The sequence below is a fragment of the Amedibacterium intestinale genome (assembly GCF_010537335.1).
Taxonomy (GTDB): Bacteria; Bacillota_I; Bacilli_A; order Erysipelotrichales; family Erysipelotrichaceae; genus Amedibacterium; species Amedibacterium intestinale.
Map to the genome: position 1 here is coordinate 1,243,707 of NZ_AP019711.1, position 19,393 is coordinate 1,263,099.

At 33.5% G+C, this 19,393-nt stretch carries 14 protein-coding genes, 1 tRNA gene and 2 pseudogenes; 4 read left to right on the forward strand and 13 right to left on the reverse strand.

Annotated features, from left to right (window positions below; all coding sequences use genetic code 11):
* Positions 1-9 precede the first annotated feature (9 nt).
* The 5 genes from A9CBEGH2_RS06370 to A9CBEGH2_RS06390 all read right to left on the reverse strand — a co-directional run bounded on the left by A9CBEGH2_RS06370 (position 10) and on the right by A9CBEGH2_RS06390 (position 7,240).
* The gene (locus A9CBEGH2_RS06370) at positions 10-1,887 is read right to left on the reverse strand and encodes a beta-glucoside-specific PTS transporter subunit IIABC (RefSeq protein WP_163104420.1); all 1,878 of its coding nucleotides are present in this window, start codon (positions 1,885-1,887) and stop codon (positions 10-12) included.
* Positions 1,888-1,921: 34 nt separating this feature from the next.
* A complete protein-coding gene (gene licT / locus A9CBEGH2_RS06375; RefSeq protein ID WP_115715398.1) occupies positions 1,922-2,764 on the reverse strand; it encodes a BglG family transcription antiterminator LicT in 843 nt (280 codons plus the stop codon).
* 442 nt (positions 2,765-3,206) lie between these two features.
* Complete coding sequence (locus A9CBEGH2_RS06380; RefSeq protein ID WP_115715399.1) at positions 3,207-4,133, reverse strand: transketolase family protein; 927 nt, start codon at positions 4,131-4,133, stop codon at positions 3,207-3,209.
* Positions 4,133-4,960 (reverse strand): transketolase, encoded by an 828-nt coding sequence (locus A9CBEGH2_RS06385; RefSeq protein ID WP_163104422.1) that lies wholly within the window; start codon positions 4,958-4,960, stop codon positions 4,133-4,135. Before A9CBEGH2_RS06385 ends, A9CBEGH2_RS06380 begins: the two co-directional genes overlap by 1 nt.
* A 144-nt stretch (positions 4,961-5,104) precedes the next feature.
* Complete coding sequence (locus A9CBEGH2_RS06390; protein ID WP_199594519.1) at positions 5,105-7,240, reverse strand: Tex family protein; 2,136 nt, start codon at positions 7,238-7,240, stop codon at positions 5,105-5,107.
* Between the two features lie 111 nt (positions 7,241-7,351).
* Between A9CBEGH2_RS06390 and A9CBEGH2_RS06395 the strand changes: the two genes are divergently transcribed.
* A complete protein-coding gene (locus A9CBEGH2_RS06395) occupies positions 7,352-7,999 on the forward strand; it encodes a pentapeptide repeat-containing protein (protein ID WP_232057256.1) in 648 nt (215 codons plus the stop codon).
* 79 nt (positions 8,000-8,078) lie between these two features.
* A complete protein-coding gene (locus A9CBEGH2_RS06400; protein ID WP_118277977.1) occupies positions 8,079-8,402 on the forward strand; it encodes a hypothetical protein in 324 nt (107 codons plus the stop codon).
* On the opposite strand, the gene pepT is transcribed toward A9CBEGH2_RS06400, so the two are convergent.
* Together pepT and A9CBEGH2_RS06410 are read right to left on the reverse strand one after the other, a co-directional pair.
* Positions 8,397-9,614, reverse strand: a complete 1,218-nt coding sequence (gene pepT / locus A9CBEGH2_RS06405; protein ID WP_163051706.1) for a peptidase T — start codon at positions 9,612-9,614, stop codon at positions 8,397-8,399. The genes A9CBEGH2_RS06400 and pepT overlap by 6 nt on opposite strands.
* A gap of 49 nt (positions 9,615-9,663) precedes the next feature.
* Entirely contained in the window at positions 9,664-10,116 is a 453-nt protein-coding gene (locus tag A9CBEGH2_RS06410) for a DUF2383 domain-containing protein (protein ID WP_158572260.1), read from the reverse strand.
* A gap of 133 nt (positions 10,117-10,249) precedes the next feature.
* Here A9CBEGH2_RS06410 and A9CBEGH2_RS06415 point away from each other — a divergent pair, with 133 nt between their 5' ends.
* Complete coding sequence (locus tag A9CBEGH2_RS06415; protein WP_118277974.1) at positions 10,250-11,140, forward strand: PHP domain-containing protein; 891 nt, start codon at positions 10,250-10,252, stop codon at positions 11,138-11,140.
* Between the two features lie 75 nt (positions 11,141-11,215).
* Positions 11,216-11,290, forward strand: a tRNA-Thr gene (locus A9CBEGH2_RS06420).
* Between the two features lie 174 nt (positions 11,291-11,464).
* Here the strand turns inward: A9CBEGH2_RS06420 and A9CBEGH2_RS06425 are convergent.
* The 6 genes and pseudogenes from A9CBEGH2_RS06425 to A9CBEGH2_RS06450 form a co-directional block, all read right to left on the reverse strand.
* Positions 11,465-12,325 (reverse strand): annotated as a pseudogene (locus tag A9CBEGH2_RS06425) (IS3 family transposase); the annotation flags it as partial.
* A 26-nt stretch (positions 12,326-12,351) separates the two neighbouring features.
* Entirely contained in the window at positions 12,352-12,651 is a 300-nt protein-coding gene (locus tag A9CBEGH2_RS06430; protein WP_118277973.1) for a transposase, read from the reverse strand.
* 271 nt (positions 12,652-12,922) lie between these two features.
* Positions 12,923-13,052 (reverse strand): annotated as a pseudogene (locus A9CBEGH2_RS12770) (IS66 family transposase); the annotation flags it as partial.
* 300 nt (positions 13,053-13,352) lie between these two features.
* Positions 13,353-13,589, reverse strand: a complete 237-nt coding sequence (gene tnpB / locus A9CBEGH2_RS06440; RefSeq protein ID WP_118318176.1) for an IS66 family insertion sequence element accessory protein TnpB — start codon at positions 13,587-13,589, stop codon at positions 13,353-13,355.
* On the reverse strand, positions 13,583-13,918 hold the full coding sequence (gene tnpA / locus A9CBEGH2_RS06445) for an IS66 family insertion sequence element accessory protein TnpA (protein WP_163051708.1): 336 nt from the start codon (positions 13,916-13,918) through the stop codon (positions 13,583-13,585). Before tnpA ends, tnpB begins: the two co-directional genes overlap by 7 nt.
* Positions 13,919-14,330: 412 nt before the next feature.
* Positions 14,331-19,073 carry a discoidin domain-containing protein gene (locus A9CBEGH2_RS06450; protein WP_163104425.1) on the reverse strand — a complete coding sequence of 1,581 codons (4,743 nt, stop codon included), beginning with the start codon at positions 19,071-19,073 and terminating at the stop codon, positions 14,331-14,333.
* Between the last annotated feature and the right edge of the window lie 320 nt (positions 19,074-19,393).

Below are 19,393 nucleotides of genomic sequence, written 5' to 3' on the forward strand. Positions count from 1 at the left end.
TTCCTTTCGTTATTTAACTACTTTAATTACAGTTTCTTTAGGATGTGTATTTCCTTCTGTTAATGAAATAATATCATTATACTCTATTGTATTTGTAATGATCATCGGTGTAATAATATCATAACCTGCTTTTTGTATAGCCTCAAGATCTACCTTTAATAACGGCGTACCTATTTCTACTTTGTCATGTACATTAACTAAAGTTTCAAAATGTTCTCCTTTTAAATTTACCGTATCCAAGCCTACGTGAATCAGGATTTCTACACCTTCTTCAGATTTGATTCCTATGGCGTGTTTCGTATCAAAAATCATTTGTATAGTACCCTTTACAGGAGAAACAAAGGTTCCATTACTTGGATAAATCGCAACCCCTTTACCCATAATTTCCTGTGCAAATGTAGGGTCGTTTACTGCTGATAAGGGTTTTATTTCTCCTTCAACAGGAGCACAGATGTCTAATGCAGTCCCTTTTACCACTTCGTTTGTTTCTACTGGTTCTGTTACATTTTCTTCTGTCGTTTCACTCACTTTTTCATCTCTATATAGAATAAAAGATACGATAAATGAAATCACAAACGCAATCAAAGCACCAATACACGCAAAGATTAGATCATGGAAACCATCTCCACCTAAATATCCAGGTAATGTCAGTAACCCTGGAGAACCTCCTCCATAATTTTTGACAACAAATAACCCCATAAACAATCCACCAGCTGCACCACCAATACATGCAGAAATCAAAGGTGTTCTATAACGCATATTTACTCCAAATAGTGCTGGTTCTGTAATTCCACATACTGCTGTTATTGCAGCAGAGGAAGCAATTTGACGAACTTCTTGTGATTTAGTTTTAAAGGCAACACCAAAACTAGCGGCACCTTGGGCAATATTACTTGCTAAGTTTGCTGGATATACAATAGTATCAAAACCTGTTGTCATACGATTGTTGATTCCAATCGGAATAATTCCATAATGTGTTCCTGTCATAACCAATAATGGGAATAGACCACCTAAAAGCATTGGAACTAGCCAGCTGCAATATGTATTTAATGTAGTAACTGCTGTAGAAATCCATCCAGCGACAATATATCCAATGGGTCCTAATACCACCAATGTAACAATTCCCGCAACTAATATTGTTATTAATGGTTTTGTAAAGAATTTAATTGCTTTTGGGGAAATACGATCTGCTATCGGTTCAACATAAGACATGAACCAAACAGATAGTATAATTGGAATAACAGAAGAAGAGTAAGAAGCCTGATAAATTGGCAAGAAGAATAAAGAAATTCCTTCTCCTGTTTCAGATGCAGTTGATACCATTGTCAAAAAGTTAGGATGTAACATAATACCTGCAAGCATCATCGCAAGATATGCATTACACCCAAATTTCTTTGCGGCAGAATTTGCTAATAAGAATGGTAAGAAATAGAATGCTGCATCGCCCATAAAGTTAATAATCTGATAACTCTGGTCTGTTGTTTCTACTACATGGAAAGCAACTAATAAAGATAGAACTGCTTTTAACATACCTGCGGCAGTAATTGCAGGTAGTACTGGTGTAAAAATACCTGTAATAGTATCAATAAATCTAGCAGCTAAGCTTTTCTTTTCTTCTTGTGCTGGTTTAGAAGACTCTAGTCCTGTACATTTTTCCATAATAGGCTTATAAACATGATTTACATCATTTCCTATGATGACCTGATACTGTCCTCCATTAATCGCAACACCTAATACTCCAGGTGTTTTTTTTAATTGTTCTGTCTGTGCAATTCCTTCATCCTTTAAGTTAAAGCGAAGTCTTGTAGCACAATGTGTAAGACCTGTAACATTGTTAGATCCGCCGACTAGATTCAATATTTTATCGGCTAATTCCTGATAATTCATTTCAGTACCTCCTAATATGCAGATACGTCATTTTTTACATAGTAGTGATGCGATGAATGTGAATCATTAAATACATGATTTCGTCATTTGTCATTTGCAGATGATATTCTTTTCTAAGATACTCGTAAACTTTTAAAACACAGGCATATTCATTTTTATATTGATTTTTAATCATTAGGAAGAAATTATCTTCTTTATCTTCTTTTTCTCCTATTTCAACATTTGAAAAAACACGCTTCACAAAGAATTTTAAATGCGTTAAAAATCGATCATAATGAATAGAATTCTCATCTAATTCAATGTTGAAATGATATTTTACAATATTCAATGTATTTTGTATTACTTTCATCATCTCTTTTGTCTGTTCCATACCTATTGAATCAAAAGAAGCATTCACAACATGCAAAGCAATAAAACCAGCTTCTGCATCTGGTAAACGGATATCAGCCTTTGCCTCAATAATATCTAAAGCTTCCATACCAATTTGAAATTCATGCAGATAATAACGTTTAATTTCAGATAAAAGAGCATTTTGAATATTGATACCATTCTTAAATCGCTCAATTGCGAAAGCAATATGATCACATAAGGTTAAATAAATGGTATCACTTAATTCTTTCCCTAATGAAGCTTTTGCATAATCAACAATCTTATTTGTAATCTGAATGCAAGAAAGCGGAACTCTTGAAAGTATTTCTTCAAATTGATTATTTTGCTTATCATCTAGCATAGTATAAACTTTTTCTATTTTAAATTCATCAATTAAATCTCCTACTTGTTTTTTAAAGCCAAGTCCACATCCCATAACTAAAATTTCCTGTTGCTTGTTATTACGAGAACGTACTAGATTATTGTTTATTACTTTCTCTACGATCAAAATGCATTCTCCTTTCCCAAATAAGTAGAAAAAAGACTATACCTGCTCACACCACGCAAAAAAATAACGTATGTGTACAATCGGTATAGCCTGCCCTACCAGTAACAATCCTTTTATACGCAAAAAATATATCACAAGTACTTTTACCTTGTCAATCAATTTGTTTGGAATTATAGCCGATTAAAATCAAACATTTAATTTAACAACAGCGTAATTGTATTCCTACAGGCATAATAAGAAAGCCGAAATTAAGCAAATTCACCAATTATTTTACATTCTCTACTTTAATGTCTAAAAAAATTAATAACATTCTAGATCCCACTAGTTAAATGTAGAAAAACTATATAAAAGCTAACTTTATCGCCTAAAAATTGTTAAGGCTCATCCAAAAAAAATTTATGTTTTCATTTAAAAAGGACGGTTTCCCATCCTTTCTTTTATCTTATTTTTCTTCAACTGCATTCACGATATCTTTTGCAGTCAAACCATATTTTTCTAGTAATTCAGCTGGTGTTCCACTTTCTCCAAAAACATCTTTCATTCCTACCATACGCACTTTTCTAGGTGCATACTGACTTAATGTTTCCGCAACTGCACTTCCAAGTCCACCAATAACACTGTGTTCTTCACATGTAACAAACAAATCATGTGTTTCTGCTAACTTAACAAGCAAGTCTTTATCAATTGGCTTAATAGTATGCATATCAACTACTGTAGGATTGTACCCTTTTGTTTTTAGCTCTTCACAAGCTTTTAAAGCTGCTTCTACCATGATACCACAGGCAATGATTGCAACATCTTTTCCTTCGTGCAATACATTTCCTTTTCCAATTTCAAAATGAATTGTATTTTCATCATAAATTGTTTCCACAGCACTTCTTCCTAAACGCAAATAACATGGTCCATCAATTGCTGCTACAGCTTTTGTTGCTTCTGCAGCTTCTACACTATCTGCTGGACATACAACAACCATACCAGGAATTCCGCGCATTAAAGAAATATCTTCAATTGTCTGATGGCTTGCACCATCTTCCCCAACCGTAATACCAGCATGAGATGCACAAACTTTTACATTCAAATGTGGATATCCGATGCTGTTTCGAATCTGTTCAAATGCTCTTCCTGTTGCAAACATAGCAAAACTTGATGCAAACACAGTATTACCGCTAGCAGCAAGACCAGCTGCAACTCCCATCATATTGCTTTCGGCAATCCCCATATTGTAATGTTGTTCAGGTGCAACGTTTTTTACATCTTTTGTTTTTGTAGAACCGGAAAGATCGGCATCCAGTACGATAATATTTTTATTTTCCTGTGCCAGTTTAGCAAGCGTTTTTCCATACGCTTCACGAGTTGCCACTTTTGCCATTATTTATTTCCTCCTTCAAGTTCACAAAGCGCCTGTTCACACTGTTCTTTATTTGGCGCAACACCATGCCATCCAGACTGATTTTCCATGAAAGATACTCCTTTTCCTTTAACTGTCTTCGCAATTACAACACTAGGCTTTCCTTTCACGGTTTTTGCTTCTTCACAAGCTTTGATAACTGCTTCTAAATCATTGCCATCTCCCAAAACGATAACATTCCATCCAAATGCCTTAAACTTTTCATCAAGTGGAAATGGATTCATAACTTCGCTTACTTTACCATCAATCTGTAATCCGTTCATATCAACAAAGGCCAAAAGATTGTCTAATCCGTAATGAGAGGCAGACATAGCCGCTTCCCACACTTCCCCTTCCTGGCATTCTCCATCACCTAATAAAGTATAAATACGATAAGGCAGATTGTGATATTTATTTGATAATGCCATACCAACGGCTGCAGAGATTCCCTGTCCCAATGAACCCGTTGACATATCTACTCCAGGCAATTTGTCCATACTAGGATGTCCTTGAAGACGTGTTCCAATCTTACGGAAAGTTAATAATTCTTCTTCATTTAAAAATCCTTTTTCTGCAAGTAATGAATATAACAATGGAGATGCATGTCCTTTCGACAATACAAAACGATCTCTGTTAAGACTTGAAATATTTTCCTCATTGATATCCATTTGTGTAAAATACAAAGCAACTCCGATTTCAACTGAAGATAAACTACCTCCTGGATGACCAGATTTTGCTTCTGTTACCATTCTCACAATATTCTTGCGAATATTTACAGCATGCCCTTTTAAGATATCTAATTCTGACATTTTTAATAATCCTCCTTGTAATCCATATAGTATTATACTATATTTTTTTCTTTTTTTTCAAAGAAATTCAAAAAAAGGCAATCTTTCGATTCCCTTTTATTTATCGGCTTATTTTATATTTTATATGTGATTTTTTTGACAAATTCAACCCCCTTTAAAACTAAGCTGCACTTTCTGTTTTTCCATATCAATCCCAATAACTTTTACTTTGACAATATCCCCCACAGAAACAACCTCTTCCGGATGTCCAATCCTGTTTTCACTCATTTGTGAAATATGTACCAATCCATCTTCATGAAGACCAATATCAACAAATGCTCCAAAATCAACAACGTTTCTTACAACACCTTCTAAACGATCTCCAATTTTTAAGTCTTCCAATTCTACAACATCTTTCCTTAATAAAACAGGAGTAAATCGTTCACGATAATCACGGAAAGGATGTTGGAAAACTTCCAAAATATCGTCCAATGTATACATATCACAAGATAAATCTTCACATAGTTTTTCCTTATCAACACAGCGAAGCGTTTCTTTCATTTCTTCACTACCAATTTGACTTTCCTTAAGTCCTACATAAGAAAATAACTCTCTAGCAAGCTTATAACTTTCTGGATGAATAGCCGTACGATCCAAAAGTTCTTCTCCATCTTCAATACGTAAAAAACCTGCAGCCTGTTCAAATGTTTTCGCTCCAATTTTTGAAATATCTTTTAGTTCCTTACGATTTTTCAATTCACCATGTTCCTGACGATAGAAAACTATACTTTTTGCGCTTGATTCTTTTAGTCCGGCAACATGTTTCAAAAGCTCTACACTTGCTGTATTAACATTTACACCTACACGGTTGACTGCTTTTTCCACTACAAAGTCTAATCGTTCTTTTAACTGTGCACCTGCAACATCATGCTGATACTGTCCTACCCCAATGGATTGCGGATCAATTTTTATCAATTCACTTAATGGATCTTGTAAACGTCTTGCGATAGATACAGCAGAACGATGTTCTACTGGAAGATCTGCAAATTCTTCCTTGGCAGCTTTACTTGCCGAATATACTGAGGCACCTGCTTCTGACACAATCGTATAAGAAACATTTAAATCATGTTTATGAACGAAATCTGCTACAAAGCTTTCACTTTCTCTACTTGCCGTTCCATTTCCTATCGCAATTACTTCTACATGATAATTCTCAATTAATGACAGCAGTTTTTCACTAGCTTCTTTTACTTTCTTATGGGGAACATGTGGATAAATCACATCTACTTTTAATAATTTTCCTGTCGTATCAATAACTGCCAGTTTACATCCTGTACGATATGCAGGATCAAATCCTAATATTACCTTATTCTTCAAAGGTGGCTGTAATAACAAATGCTCTAGATTCATAGAAAACACTTGAATGGATTTTTCTTGTGCCACAGCACTTAAATCTCTTCTTACTTCTCTTTCAATAGCCGTATAAACCAAACGCTTAAGTCCATCTTCAATCGCTTCCTGTACCAACGCTTCTAATGGACTTTTTCGATTTCTCATAAGATAACGTGCTACCCATCCACTCAGATATTCTTTATTATAAGAAAAAGATACACTTATTATATTTTCTTTCTCTCCACGATCAATCGCCATAATACGATGAGGAGCTAATCGATTGACTCGTTCACTGAACTCATAATACATCTGATATACTTTCTTTTCATCCTCTGCATCTTTTTTCTTCTTTGTTTCTAAACGCCCAAAATTGACAATATTATCTTTTACCTTTGCGCGAATTTCCACATCTTCTGCTATCCACTGTGCCAAGATATCCTTCGCTCCCTGAATCGCTTCATCAATGGAAGAAATCGCCCCTTTTACATATTTTTGTGCTTCTTTTTGAATATCTGCATCTCTATAAAACTTTCTGATCCATTCTGCCAAAGGCTCTAGACCCGCTTCTTTTGCCAGCATCGCACGCGTTTTTTTCTTTTGTTGATAAGGACGGTATAAGTCATCAATTTGAGAGATTTTCTCACATGCAAGAATTGCTTTATTTAATCCTTCATCTAAAACTCCTTGTTCTTTTAATAAACGAAGAACATCTTCTCTTCTTTTTTCTAAGCGAAGCGTATTTTCTTTTAATTCTTCAATTTTTCGAATTTGCTCTTCATCTAGACCACCCGTCATTTCTTTTCGGTATCTAGCTATAAAAGGCACTGTATTTCCTTCCTCTAACAAAGATAAGGTATGCTCTACCTGCCATGAATGTAACTTTAATTCGTTTGCTATCATCTCTATCATACATTTTCCTCTTTTCAATACCATACCATTATACAAAGCCATCAAGTGCAATGCAATGCTTCTTTTTTTGTATACTCACATGTTATAATAAGCAAACAGGAAGTGATACTAATGAAAGAAAAAATAGAAACTCCAAGAATGTTAAAAGAACTCGTTCCTCTTTTCGATTTTCATAAAGAAGTTTGTGAAGAATCTTATCTGCAGGGTTATTCTATCTGTGATTTGCTTATTGAGGAAGAAGAACTTCCCTATCTCCACTTAGATAGCTGCTATTTTAAAAATTGTGTATTTGAAAACTGTACATGTGAAAACATTGATATGGTAGATTTAATTTTTGAAAACTGTGAAATCAGTAATTTACATTTTTTAGATGGAGCGGTCCACCGCATCCAATTTAAAAATTGCAGATGTATGGGCATCGAATTTTCTAATTGTACTTTACAAAACGTCATGTTTATAAATTGTAATGCCCGTTATTCAAATTTTAGTGGTTCAAAATTAAAACAAGTGTATTTCAAAGAATGTGAACTTTCTTCTTCCAGTTTTGTACAATGTAGTTTTTCTAAAATATGTTTTGAAAACTGCAAGCTTAATGAAAGTGAATTTTTTAATACAAGTTTACATAGTGTAGATTTTTCTACAAGCAGTATTGATGGAATCGCAGTTAGTCAAAATATGCTGGAAGGTGCTATCGTAAATAGTACGCAAGCCTTAGAACTTGCCAAATTATTAGGACTTATCATCAAAGAAGATATATAAAATATAAACATAATGTTAGAAATCCTCCTCTCCGTACGAAAATAAACAATGTTATAATCGATATATAAGGAGGATAAACATGTGGATTATATTGGGAATATGTAGTCTTATTTCAACGATAATAAATGTATATTTTGGAATAAAGAAGCGTCTTTGCACAAAGTGCACAACTACATTTGCACTAATTTTTATGACACTTACTATATTAAACCAATACATCATGGTAAAAAAACGGGTATTATTAGAAGATTGGAGTGCTATTTTAGATGTTGTTCCTTCTATGACAACAGTATTAATAATTTATACAATAATCATCGTTACAATAAATGTAGTTGCCTTATGGAATTTCTTTAATAAAATAAAATGTTATCATAAAAAAACGGGATTTCCCGTTTTTTTATGATAGGTTATTTTCTACTATTTTTAAAAGCAGTTCTACACTTTTTTCCATTTCCTGAATAGAAGCATATTCATATTTTCCATGGAAATTATACCCTCCTGTACCTAAATTTGGACAAGGAAGGCCTTGATAAGTTAAACGTGCTCCATCGGTTCCTCCGCGTATCGCATGAGAAGATGGATGAATTCCTATATCTTTCATTGATTTTTTAACCAAATCAACTACACGCATATCTTTTTCAATAATAGAACGCATATTTGCATAACTGTCTTTAATTTCTAAGCGAATCGTATCTTTTGGATACTTCTGATTTAAATAATCTGCAATTCTTCTAAAATCTTCTTTCTGTTTTTCAAATAATTGTTCATCATGATTTCGAATAATATAAGACATTACTGCATGCTCACATTCTCCATGTAAATCACAAAGATGATTAAATCCTTCATAACCTTCTGTATAAGCTGGATTTTGATTTACTGGAAGCATAGAATGAAATTCCATTGCGACATGCAAAGCATTGATCATTTTTCCTTTTGCACTTCCTGGATGAATGCTTAAGCCTTGAATTTGAATATTTGCATCTGCAGCATTAAAGTTTTCATAATCTACACTGTCTACTTCACCACCATCAACGGTATAGGCAAAATCTGCATGAAATTTTTCCACATCAAAATGATCCGGTCCTCGTCCCACCTCTTCATCCGGTGTAAATGCAATACGTATATTACCATGTGGACGATTTTCTTTTAGAATAATTTCTGCCATCGTCAAAATTTCTGCAATTCCAGCTTTATCATCTGCACCTAATAACGTTGTTCCATCGGTTACAATTAAATCTTCTCCAATTTTATTTCTTAAACTTTCAAATTCTTCTACACCCATAGAAATAGCAAGTTCTTTATTTAAAACGATACGAGAACCATCATAGTTCTTTATGATAGATGGATTTACATTTTTTCCACTCATATCTTCTGCTGTATCCATATGAGCTATAAATCCAATATCTGCACATTCTTTATCTACATTAGATGGAATATTTCCATATACGATACCAAATTCATCGACATGTGCATCTTGTATTCCTAATTCTTTCATCTCAGAAACTAAATATTCAGCCAGTTTCAACTGTTTTAATGTACTTGGTGTTGTCGTTGATGCACTATCAGACTGCGTATCAAAAGCAACATATTTTAAAAAACGATCTTGTACTTTCATCTTATCCCTCTTTTCATGGGTATATTATACAATGAAACAGAAAATCTCTCTATACATATTGTGCTTCTAGCTGAAATCTTTTTAATTCATACAATATTTCTTCATAATCTTTTTTCATTGTCCTTACTATTTTATCTATATCTTTATTTGGAAACTTTTTACGTAAAACAAATGCACTTAAGGCTTTTCTTCCTTGTTCCATACTTGTAATTGAAAGCTCTAAAATATCCTTTTCATCAGAAAGAAAAATATAACGCATTTTATATAAAACATCTGTCATAGTACCCATAATGCCAGCAGTATCTACAGGTTCCCCTCCATATGTTTCAATTAGTTTGGTCAATATTTTCTCATGATCAGATAAGGTATTTATCATTTCTTTCCATAATTTTCTTAACCTTTTTGTTTTCAACTTTTTTTGTAAAAATTTAAACAGCGAAGTTCCCATATGGGTACCTTTTAAAAGCTGATTTAATGCTTTATTTACTTTTTTTGAATTCATGTATTTCACCTCAATTTCAGTATGTATCATATCGCTACATTTATGCATTATGAACCTTCTTATTCTGTAGTATCTCTTCTTTTTTTAATATCTATATGATAAGATAAAACTATATTAGAAAAGAGGAAAAAAGATGAATCATATCGATCTGCACATGCATTCAAAATTCAGTATAGATGGCGAATATTCTCCTGAAAGTTTATTAGAGATGGCATACCATCAGAATCTTCAAACCGTATCGATAACTGATCATAATAGTGTGAAAGCATATCAAGAAATAACAAATACGCATGACATCTCGCTTATTCCAGGCATAGAATTGGATTGTCGCTTTCAAGGTAAAGATTTTCATCTGCTGGGCTATGGGATTGATATTCATGCCCCTATTTATAAAAAAATAGAACAGGATATCATGAAACAAGAACAAGAATGCAGCCAAAAGCGACTATCCCTTATCAAAGAAAAGCTGCATCTTGAAATTGATGAGGAAAAACTAAAAGAAGTATCCCCATTTGGTATCTATGTGCCTGAAACAATTTGTGAAATTGCAATGAAAGATAAAAGAAATCAGAAGAATCCTTATTTACAGCCATATTTCCCACAGGGGGAAAGAAGTAATAACCCATATGTAAATTTTTATTGGGATTTTTGTTCACAAGGAAAAATTGCTTATACAAAAATAAATTATATTTCTATGGAAGATGCCGTTTCCATTTATCATAAACAAGGCGGTATCGCTGTAGTGGCACATCCTGGAAACAATGTGAAAGAAGATCTGCAGTTAATGGAAGATATTAGACATCTAGGTATTGACGGTATTGAAGTATACAGCAGTTATCACACACAGGAACAAATTGCATTTTATCATAAGGTTTGTCAAAAATATCAGTTAATAGAAACAGCAGGAAGCGATTTTCATGATAAAACAAAACCAAATGTATCCATGGGATTATGTCATATGCCCAAAGAACAGGAAGAAATGTTAATAAAAACAATGCTTTCTTTAAAAAGCAGAAGAACTTAAAATGAAGTATTCTTCTGCTTTTTTTCTCTCATGCTTGTTTTAAAGCAAAAAAGTGTTATTATTATATATGGAATTGCCGACGTGGCTCAATGGCAGAGCAATTGTTTCGTAATCAATAGGTTGGAAGTTCGATTCTTCTCGTCGGCACCATAAATTAGATAACTGAGTTCTATGGATAAATATGTTTGTTTTTCCAAAACTCAGTTTTTTTGATTAAGAATAACAGGACTTTTATGTATTCATTTGTAATTATTCTATATTTTTTTATCTGGAGGTGTACAGATGCTGAAAAAGAGTGGTACTATGTCAAGATTTCGGACACATTTAATTGAGACTTTTTTTCTTTTCGAAATTACGTTCATAATTATTAGGAGATTCATAGTCGCAATGGCTGTGAATCCTAACTGTATTGTAAAAAGTTTCGATATATTCAAATACCATTTGATACGCCATTTGATAATCAATCATCTTTTTTCTATTCAGCCATTCTCTTTTTATCAGTGAATGAAATGATTCTATACACGCATTATCCCATGGATTTCCCTTTGCTGAATAACTGTGCTTCATTCCTGCTGTTAATTCCTGATACCACTTTGAGACGAACTGTACTCCCCTGTCACTATGGATTACAACTGGTTTTTCCATGTTTCTTCTTTCTTTTGCCTTTTCCAAACACTCTAATACATCTTTTACTTCCATCGTCCTGCTCAGTTTCCAGCTTATGATCTTGCGTGAATACAGATCCATGATGCTTGTCAAATAGACAAATCCTTCTTCCTGCGTCCATATGTATGTGATATCCGTACACCATGCTGCATTTGGTTCGTCTTGTTGAAAATCTCTTTTTAGTATATTGGCAAGGGTCGCTGAATAATCACAGTCTCTCGTTGTTTTTGTTCGATGCTTGATATATTGGGCTTTAATGCCATTTTCACGCATATATTTTCCTACTGTACGCTCTGAAATTACTTCTCCCTGTTTTCTTAATTCACGAGTGATTTTGGGTGCACCATAATTTTCATATGACTTTTTATGGACTTCTTTTCTTTTTTCTACAACACGTTCTTTACGTTTTGCTGTTTTACTTTTATCTCGCTTTTTCCAGTCATAATATCCAGATTTTGAAATGCCTGATTTCTCAAGCACACCGGAAACAGAAAATTCTTTTCGTTTTTCTGCGGTATCTTCTACTTGTTCATATACAGCTCTCGTTAATCTCCCAGTATGCCTATAGCCTTTTTTAAGATTTCAAGTGCATCCTTCGTATCACGCAGTTCACGTTTCAGGCGTGCAACTTCCTTGGCTTCATCAGATTCAAAATTACCCGTTCCTCTCATTTCTATGGTACCATTACTGGATTGACGAGCTTCTCTTAACCATCTGGCTAATGTGCTCTCGCCTATACCTAGATTTGCAGCCCATTCTTTTCTGGAAAGATCTTTATGTTCCTGTGCATATCGCACAGCATTGTTTCTAAATTCGTTATCAAATACTGGTTTCTTATTTGCCATTTTTTTACTCCTTACGTTGCTTCTTTTATATGTTGTCATCATTGTATCAAATACATGCATGTTTCTCTATTAGGACTGTCCAGTTTTTATTCTAACATCAGCATCCAGGATAGCCTGAGCCAAAGCCACTTTCCTAGGATCTCTTTTCTTTCTTGCCATTTCCATACTTCCTTTTCTCCTTTATTTTAACATAAAACTATTAAAAACCGTGTGAGTTGAGCCGTACGCTCTCAACTTACACGGTTTATATTACACTCTCAAAAGTTTATGCTTCACACTCTGTCTCTGCCTCATCAAAAAAAAGAAAGCTGTCCAAGACCAAGTGAATGCGATGTCTCACTTTTCGTTCCAAACAGTTTTTTCTTCAGATATTCATTCTCTTCTTTCAGTAATGCATTTTCATTTTTCAAACGTGTATTCTCATCCCTTAAGATCTGCATATCTTCGTTTAATTTCTTGATAAGTGAATTCATTTCAGTAAGTTGTGCCGTAAGATTTAATAACACCTGTTCTTTCATGAAATCCACTCTCTTTAACTATTATACCATTTTCAAATAATAAAATCATGGATAAACAGAGATTTAAAATACTTTTTTAGGCATGGATTTCTGTATCCTTTTGGGCTGTTCTATATGCAGCTCTTCCATCAGCCAGCGAAACTGCTGGGAAGTAATGAGCTGTGCTTCCTGTTCGTTTCTAGGCTATTTGAATTTTCCGTTTTCCAGTTTCTTGTAAAGCAGGACGAAACCATCTTCTTCCCAGTAGAGTGCCTTTAATTTTGAGGAACTTTTTCCACAGAAGAGGAAAAGAGAATTGGAACATGGATCAAGGTGGAAATTCTGTTGAACGATGGCAGCCAGTCCATCAATGGATTTTCTCATATCTGTATAACCTGTTGCGATATAGATCTTCTCAGCTTTTGAGATATCACCTAGCATAACAGCACCTTCAACATATTCACAAGCACATCAATATCAATATTATCTGGCACGTGGATATGAATATCTCCTTTTATGATTTCAATATTTTCATGAGTGATTTCTTTTTCTTCATTTACCACTAAGGGATAAAAATCCTGATCATCATCAGCCTCTTTTATTGCCAATTCTCTAAACTTTTTAAGATAATAGTAGTAAGATGGTTCTGATATATTATTCTCATCGCACCACCTCTTTACAGGAAGCCCGCTGTCACGACAGTTTTGTATGATCTGTTTCCATTGACTTAATCTGACATTATCATTTACACATTGGATCTTGGTTCTCATAAATAAAGTCACACCCTTCTGATTTATAGTAAGTTGATACTCGAATTACTATAATATAGTAACTTGAGCACTCAGCTTACTGTATCTCAGCTATAAGTGTGACATAATTTAGTCTACTATGATATACACTATTTTATTTTGCGGTTACATCAAAGAAAATAGAACGGTTGTTACTACTCCTATAATTTTTGTGAGTTTATTTAGTCTTACTACATTATCCATAAACATTATCCTTTCAAAATAGCAAAACAGCCCCAAAAATGTATTGGAGCTGAAAATAGGGTGGACTAACTCATACCTTAAAACTAAGAATGAGCTAATCCTAACAATTTTAGAAGACTTTAAATTCGTAAATTCTTGATTCTATACGATTAATAAGTCCAAAATCGCAATCAGTTATTTTACTACTTTTCTATTTTTTTCTTTTCTTTGTTTCATAACCTAGTACTAATCCGGATCCAGCTAATAAACTAAATAACAATGGTAAGTTTACTCCATTTCCTGTACTTGGTCCTTCTGATTGTTCAGGATTTTCTGGTTTTCCTGGTTGTTCAGGATTTTCTGGTTTTCCTGGTATTTGTTCTTTCTTAACTAAGTTATCTTTCGCATATTTTAAAGAAGAAATCAAATCATTCATCTGAGTTTCATTAATATCTGAAGTATCTTGTACAGCTTTTTCTAATGCTTTTCTTGCTGATTCAAATTTCTTCCAAGAATCTTTTGTATACTCATTCTCATTTAAAGATGATAAGCTATCTAGCAACTCATTTGCTTTTGTTGTATCTGCACGTTTTACTAATACTTGTCTATGTGCATTGATTTTTTCAATTAGTTTTTCAACTTCTTCATCTGATGCTGTATTTTGATTCGCTAATAGTTTTTCTGCTGCTTTTAAAGTATCTTTTGCAACTTTATTGTACTCTTTTATAGAAGTTTTTGTATATGTCTTACTTAAATCTTCATTTACAAGAGCTTCTAAACGACTGAAATCTATGCGATAAATAGAATCCGCAGGTCTTCCTTTTTTTGTTCCGTATGCTTCAAATTCTACAATATGATCAGAAGTGCTTGTTTTATTGTTATTTCCGTTTACATAAATTCGGATATATCGTGCAGTTTCTGGCTGATCTAAAACAATTTCTTTTCCATCTGCTGTTTCTTGATACAAATCATCTTTTCCTTTGCCCAAATTATGCACAGTTCCATCCTTATCAGAATTGAATACAACCGTCTTATCTTTGAAATCTTTATCATTACTCAACACGATTGCTGTTGGTCCATAAGTTCTATTATCACCAAAATAACGTGTCAAATGTAATTTATTCAATTCACATGCTGTTCCTAAATCAATTTCAACATAACGAGAATGAAGCTTCTGATCTGAAGTATCCGTTAACTCTAAGTAATTATTTGTATCCTTAACACCATCATTTACTTGAGTAAATGGACGATCACTTTTTTCAGAAATCACTTCATTTTCAGTTACATCAAATGCACTGAGCTTAACTTCTTTATTAACACTACGTGCCACAACATTACCATTAATATCTTTTTCGTCAACATAATCTGTTATTTCATCAAATGCCAATGCTCGATCCAATAACGTAATATAAGAAGTTTTTCCTTCTAATCCTTTAGCAAATACTAATTCACCTTTTTCAAGTTCCAAATCTTTATTTGCTTTGTTATATGCAGAGCCAACCAATTCACCATCAATATAAAGTTTCAACATTCCATTTACTTCTTTCACTGCTGCAAATTGATGTTTTTTACCATCTGCTATCATACCTTTTGTTTCTGATGTAACAGATCCATCATCTTGACGTGTTTTCTTGACATACTTCGAATTTGCTGTTGTTCCATTCAACGTGAATGTCAAATATCCTTCCTCGTCAATTCCAACACTATAACCATTTTCCTGACGCATGATTTCAACGCCTTTGGATGCTGTTTCAAGAGTACCTAAAACAGTAAATCCTCCGCTTCCATCAATTGACAGTGTTTTTCCTTTAGAAATTTCTTTTCCGTTCAACTGACGATTAACTACGCTGTTAACAATATCATCTTTATAGTAATCATCAACAACTGTCAAAGAACTTGTGTTTCCAGTTACATCTTTTACTCCATTTACTTTTACTTCAATATCTGACAAATCTTTTACTTCTTCTTTCAATGTCAACTCAACTGTACGTAAATCCTCTTTTAATGTAACCTTTTCTACTTCGTTATTTGTAACTTTGAAATTTTCTGCCTTTGGTGTGCGAATCGTTTCATTAAACTCTAATTCAACTACTTTATCATCACCATGAATAGACTTAACTGTTGCACTTGTTGTATCTTTTTCACCATACTGCATGATTAATACTTCTTTTGGTTTCAATGTAAATGTTACTTTTTCATCATATGAAAGTGGTTTGTTAGTTTGGTACTTATCAACATTACCAACAACAACTCTACCATAAACATCCTTCATACCTTCATTAACACCTACTAAACGGTCATACGTTAAAGTGTATGTCTGTTCAACATCTTTTGGATTTCGAATAGAAACTATACCTTCATTTCCATTCCAGCAAGAATATCCATAAACTTCTCCAGTTTCTGGATTTCCACCAAACATTTTTGATTTTTGAAGAATATCAAAATTATCTTCAATCCAGTTTGCAGCCTCAGCATTGATATCCCATTTATCATCATCAAACATAGATGGACTATAATAGTATTCCCAGAATGCCGTACCACGTGTTCCTAACATATACAGATGTTCACGTAATTCTTCATCACTATAATTGATTAAATAATTTGGCTTTCCACCAGGAGCACTATTTGCTGTTTTTGCATACACCGGATCATGATTATAGAAGTATTTATTTGGAAGCTGCCACTGATTTTCATTAAAGAAATCATAATAATCACCATCGCGATATGTTAACATTGCTTCTTGATCTGTAGCGTTAAATTTATAGTTGAAACCACTGTCTCCAGTATTTTGCATCCAAACACTATTGACCCATTGCACATGCCAAGGACTTGGGTTTGTGTAAGATGTCATATTCAGCCATAATCCCTTATCTCCACGTTGTGCACGCATGTCTTCAAACATATCTGTCCAACGTTCGTACGTTTCGCTGATGGTATAGAAATCCCCACCTGTTACATGGTAATTTCCTTCAGCAGTTGAAGGTTTTAACAGCATTCCATCTAATTTCCAATAGTTGATATCAAACTTTTCTTGATAATTTACAAAAATATCATTCACAAGTTTATTTAAATAACGAGCATCGGAAATATTAATATCATTTCCTGATTGATGATTTACAGAACCAAGATTATTTTTTGCAATCCAATTAGCAATCATAGTTTGTGTACCATAACCACCACGAGGTCCTAACCACAAGCCAAAGTTTGAACCAAACTGTTGAACTTGTAAACTGGAATCATATAATTCATTTGGAAATTTACCTGGATCTCTATTAAAATCCCAGAATGAATTATAGTTAATCCAACCATCATCCACAACATAAGAATCAAGTGGATTTACGCCATGCTGTGTAAAGCCTTTTTCTATTTCGTAGAAGCTGCTCTTGATATTTTCAGCAGTAATATTTTTCATATTGTCATACCAAGAGTTAAATTGCTGTCTAAATTCAGTTGGAGTAGCAATCGTTTCGATATATTCATAGAAATCTGATTGTACTACCAGGTAATCTGTACTTCTTGCTGCCCCAACAACACTATCCCATGTAACCATTTTCCCTGGCTGTTCATTCGCACCATTATAATTATTATACTCCGTAAATTGTTCATCTATAGCTAAAGATTTTCCATAGTGATAACGAATAAATCCGTTTTGTTTCTGTGTTTGACTGTTTAATCTAATTTTATTTTCAGACTGTGGAAACTCACATCCCCAATACATCGCACCTACATAATAAGGTTGTCCTAATTCTAAGTAATCACCTTTCATATTTGCCATATCAGGATTATCATTCAATTCAGGAATCGTCCAATAATTTTTTGTTTTATCCCCTAATTTATAACTTGTTGAAGCATCTTCTTCTGCAAAATCCATATTTTCTAGATCAATGTAATCAATCTTAGTATTTTCTGCATCTGCTTCTGGAACACTGATTTCCAAATGTTTACGCATGAAAGAATCTCCATCTTTCATCGTAATGACTTCTTTAATTGTATATTCAACACCACTTACTTCTTTTGGTTCAAAAGTGAAAGTCAGAGTTTTAACCCCTTTACTTTCTTTTAATACAGGTTCTCCCTTTACTTTTAAATCACTCGCTTGAAGTGTTTGAGCCTCTTCTTTTCTTGTTCTATCTAATAATGACGTATTATTTTCGTCTAATACATCAACTTCTGAAGCAGACATAACTTTATTTCTGTTATCTGGTTTACCATTTGTACCATCTTGCCAATGATATGTTTTTGTTGCAACAAACTTGATTTTAGAAGTACTGACAGGTTTTTCAAATTCAATAATTGTTTCTCCTTCAGCATTCATTGCATGTTTATCTCCAATTTGTTTCCAGCTATTATCACCATCATCAAAGTAGTATAGTTTAGCTTCTTCTACACGCCCCGTACAATTCCATTTTACTCCACTGTCATATCGAGGTACATATTTAAATTTCTTTACTTCTGCTTTTCTACCAATTGCAATTTCGAATGATAATTCCGTACCAGCTACATAATTATTAGCGTCTTTAGAGGCCCAGAAGTTACTTGAATCCTTAGAACTCAATACCTGATCAGTCAAATTGCTGATTTTTCCTTCTCCTGTTCCTACAGCATCACTAACATTTACCTTTGATTTACCTTCAATTTCTTTAGGTAATGTCTTAATCACGAATTCTTCACTAGATGCCGGAGTTAATACCTTAGGCGTTTCTCCAGTACGATAGTTTGTGATTTTTTCAGTCTTCAGTTTACTGTCTGTTAAACTAAACGTACGAGTAATATACTCATTCCCGAAAGTATATTGATTTTCATTTTGAGTTAAAGATACAATACCAGTTTGTTCTTTTTCAGCAACATTTTCTTGTGCTTGCACATAATCTGAACTTAAAGGTAAAATTGCTCCCCAGCTCATGCAAAGTGCCATAAACACCACTGCACCTTTATAAATCCCTTTTTTCTTCATACTCTTCTAGGCAAGATTTCCCTATCAACGATTGGGCGGAATTACTTTTTCTTTTCTTAATTTCACTTTTACTTGCCAACGTAATTCCGTTTTCAGTATAACATTCTAACTAATTTGTATAAATAATTTTTACTTTTATCACTCCTTTATAATTTAGAGCCCACTGCCCACTTGATGTATGCGTTTTCAAAGTGTTGCCTTAATAGTTTATTATATAATTGGCACTATGTCAAGTTTTTTAATACATTTGATAGAGTAAAAAGTTATGGGATAGAAAAAAGTAACAAACTCTGCTATAGTGATATTGAAGATATACACAA

Excerpts from the sequence above, each read along its gene's own strand:
- pepT (WP_163051706.1), bottom strand. The coding sequence starts at position 9,614 with ATGAAAGTACAAGATCGTTTTTTAAAATATGTTGCTTTTGATACGCAG.
- tnpB (WP_118318176.1), bottom strand. The coding sequence starts at position 13,589 with ATGCTAGGTGATATCTCAAAAGCTGAGAAGATCTATATCGCAACAGGT.
- A9CBEGH2_RS06370 (WP_163104420.1), bottom strand. The coding sequence starts at position 1,887 with ATGAATTATCAGGAATTAGCCGATAAAATATTGAATCTAGTCGGCGGA.
- A9CBEGH2_RS06415 (WP_118277974.1), top strand. The coding sequence starts at position 10,250 with ATGAATCATATCGATCTGCACATGCATTCAAAATTCAGTATAGATGGC.
- A9CBEGH2_RS06410 (WP_158572260.1), bottom strand. The coding sequence starts at position 10,116 with ATGAATTCAAAAAAAGTAAATAAAGCATTAAATCAGCTTTTAAAAGGT.
- A9CBEGH2_RS06380 (WP_115715399.1), bottom strand. The coding sequence starts at position 4,133 with ATGGCAAAAGTGGCAACTCGTGAAGCGTATGGAAAAACGCTTGCTAAA.
- A9CBEGH2_RS06430 (WP_118277973.1), bottom strand. The coding sequence starts at position 12,651 with ATGGCAAATAAGAAACCAGTATTTGATAACGAATTTAGAAACAATGCT.
- tnpA (WP_163051708.1), bottom strand. The coding sequence starts at position 13,918 with ATGAGAACCAAGATCCAATGTGTAAATGATAATGTCAGATTAAGTCAA.
- A9CBEGH2_RS06385 (WP_163104422.1), bottom strand. The coding sequence starts at position 4,960 with ATGTCAGAATTAGATATCTTAAAAGGGCATGCTGTAAATATTCGCAAG.
- A9CBEGH2_RS06450 (WP_163104425.1), bottom strand. The coding sequence starts at position 19,073 with ATGAAGAAAAAAGGGATTTATAAAGGTGCAGTGGTGTTTATGGCACTT.
- A9CBEGH2_RS06395 (WP_232057256.1), top strand. The coding sequence starts at position 7,352 with ATGAAAGAAAAAATAGAAACTCCAAGAATGTTAAAAGAACTCGTTCCT.
- A9CBEGH2_RS06400 (WP_118277977.1), top strand. The coding sequence starts at position 8,079 with ATGTGGATTATATTGGGAATATGTAGTCTTATTTCAACGATAATAAAT.
- A9CBEGH2_RS06390 (WP_199594519.1), bottom strand. The coding sequence starts at position 7,240 with ATGATAGAGATGATAGCAAACGAATTAAAGTTACATTCATGGCAGGTA.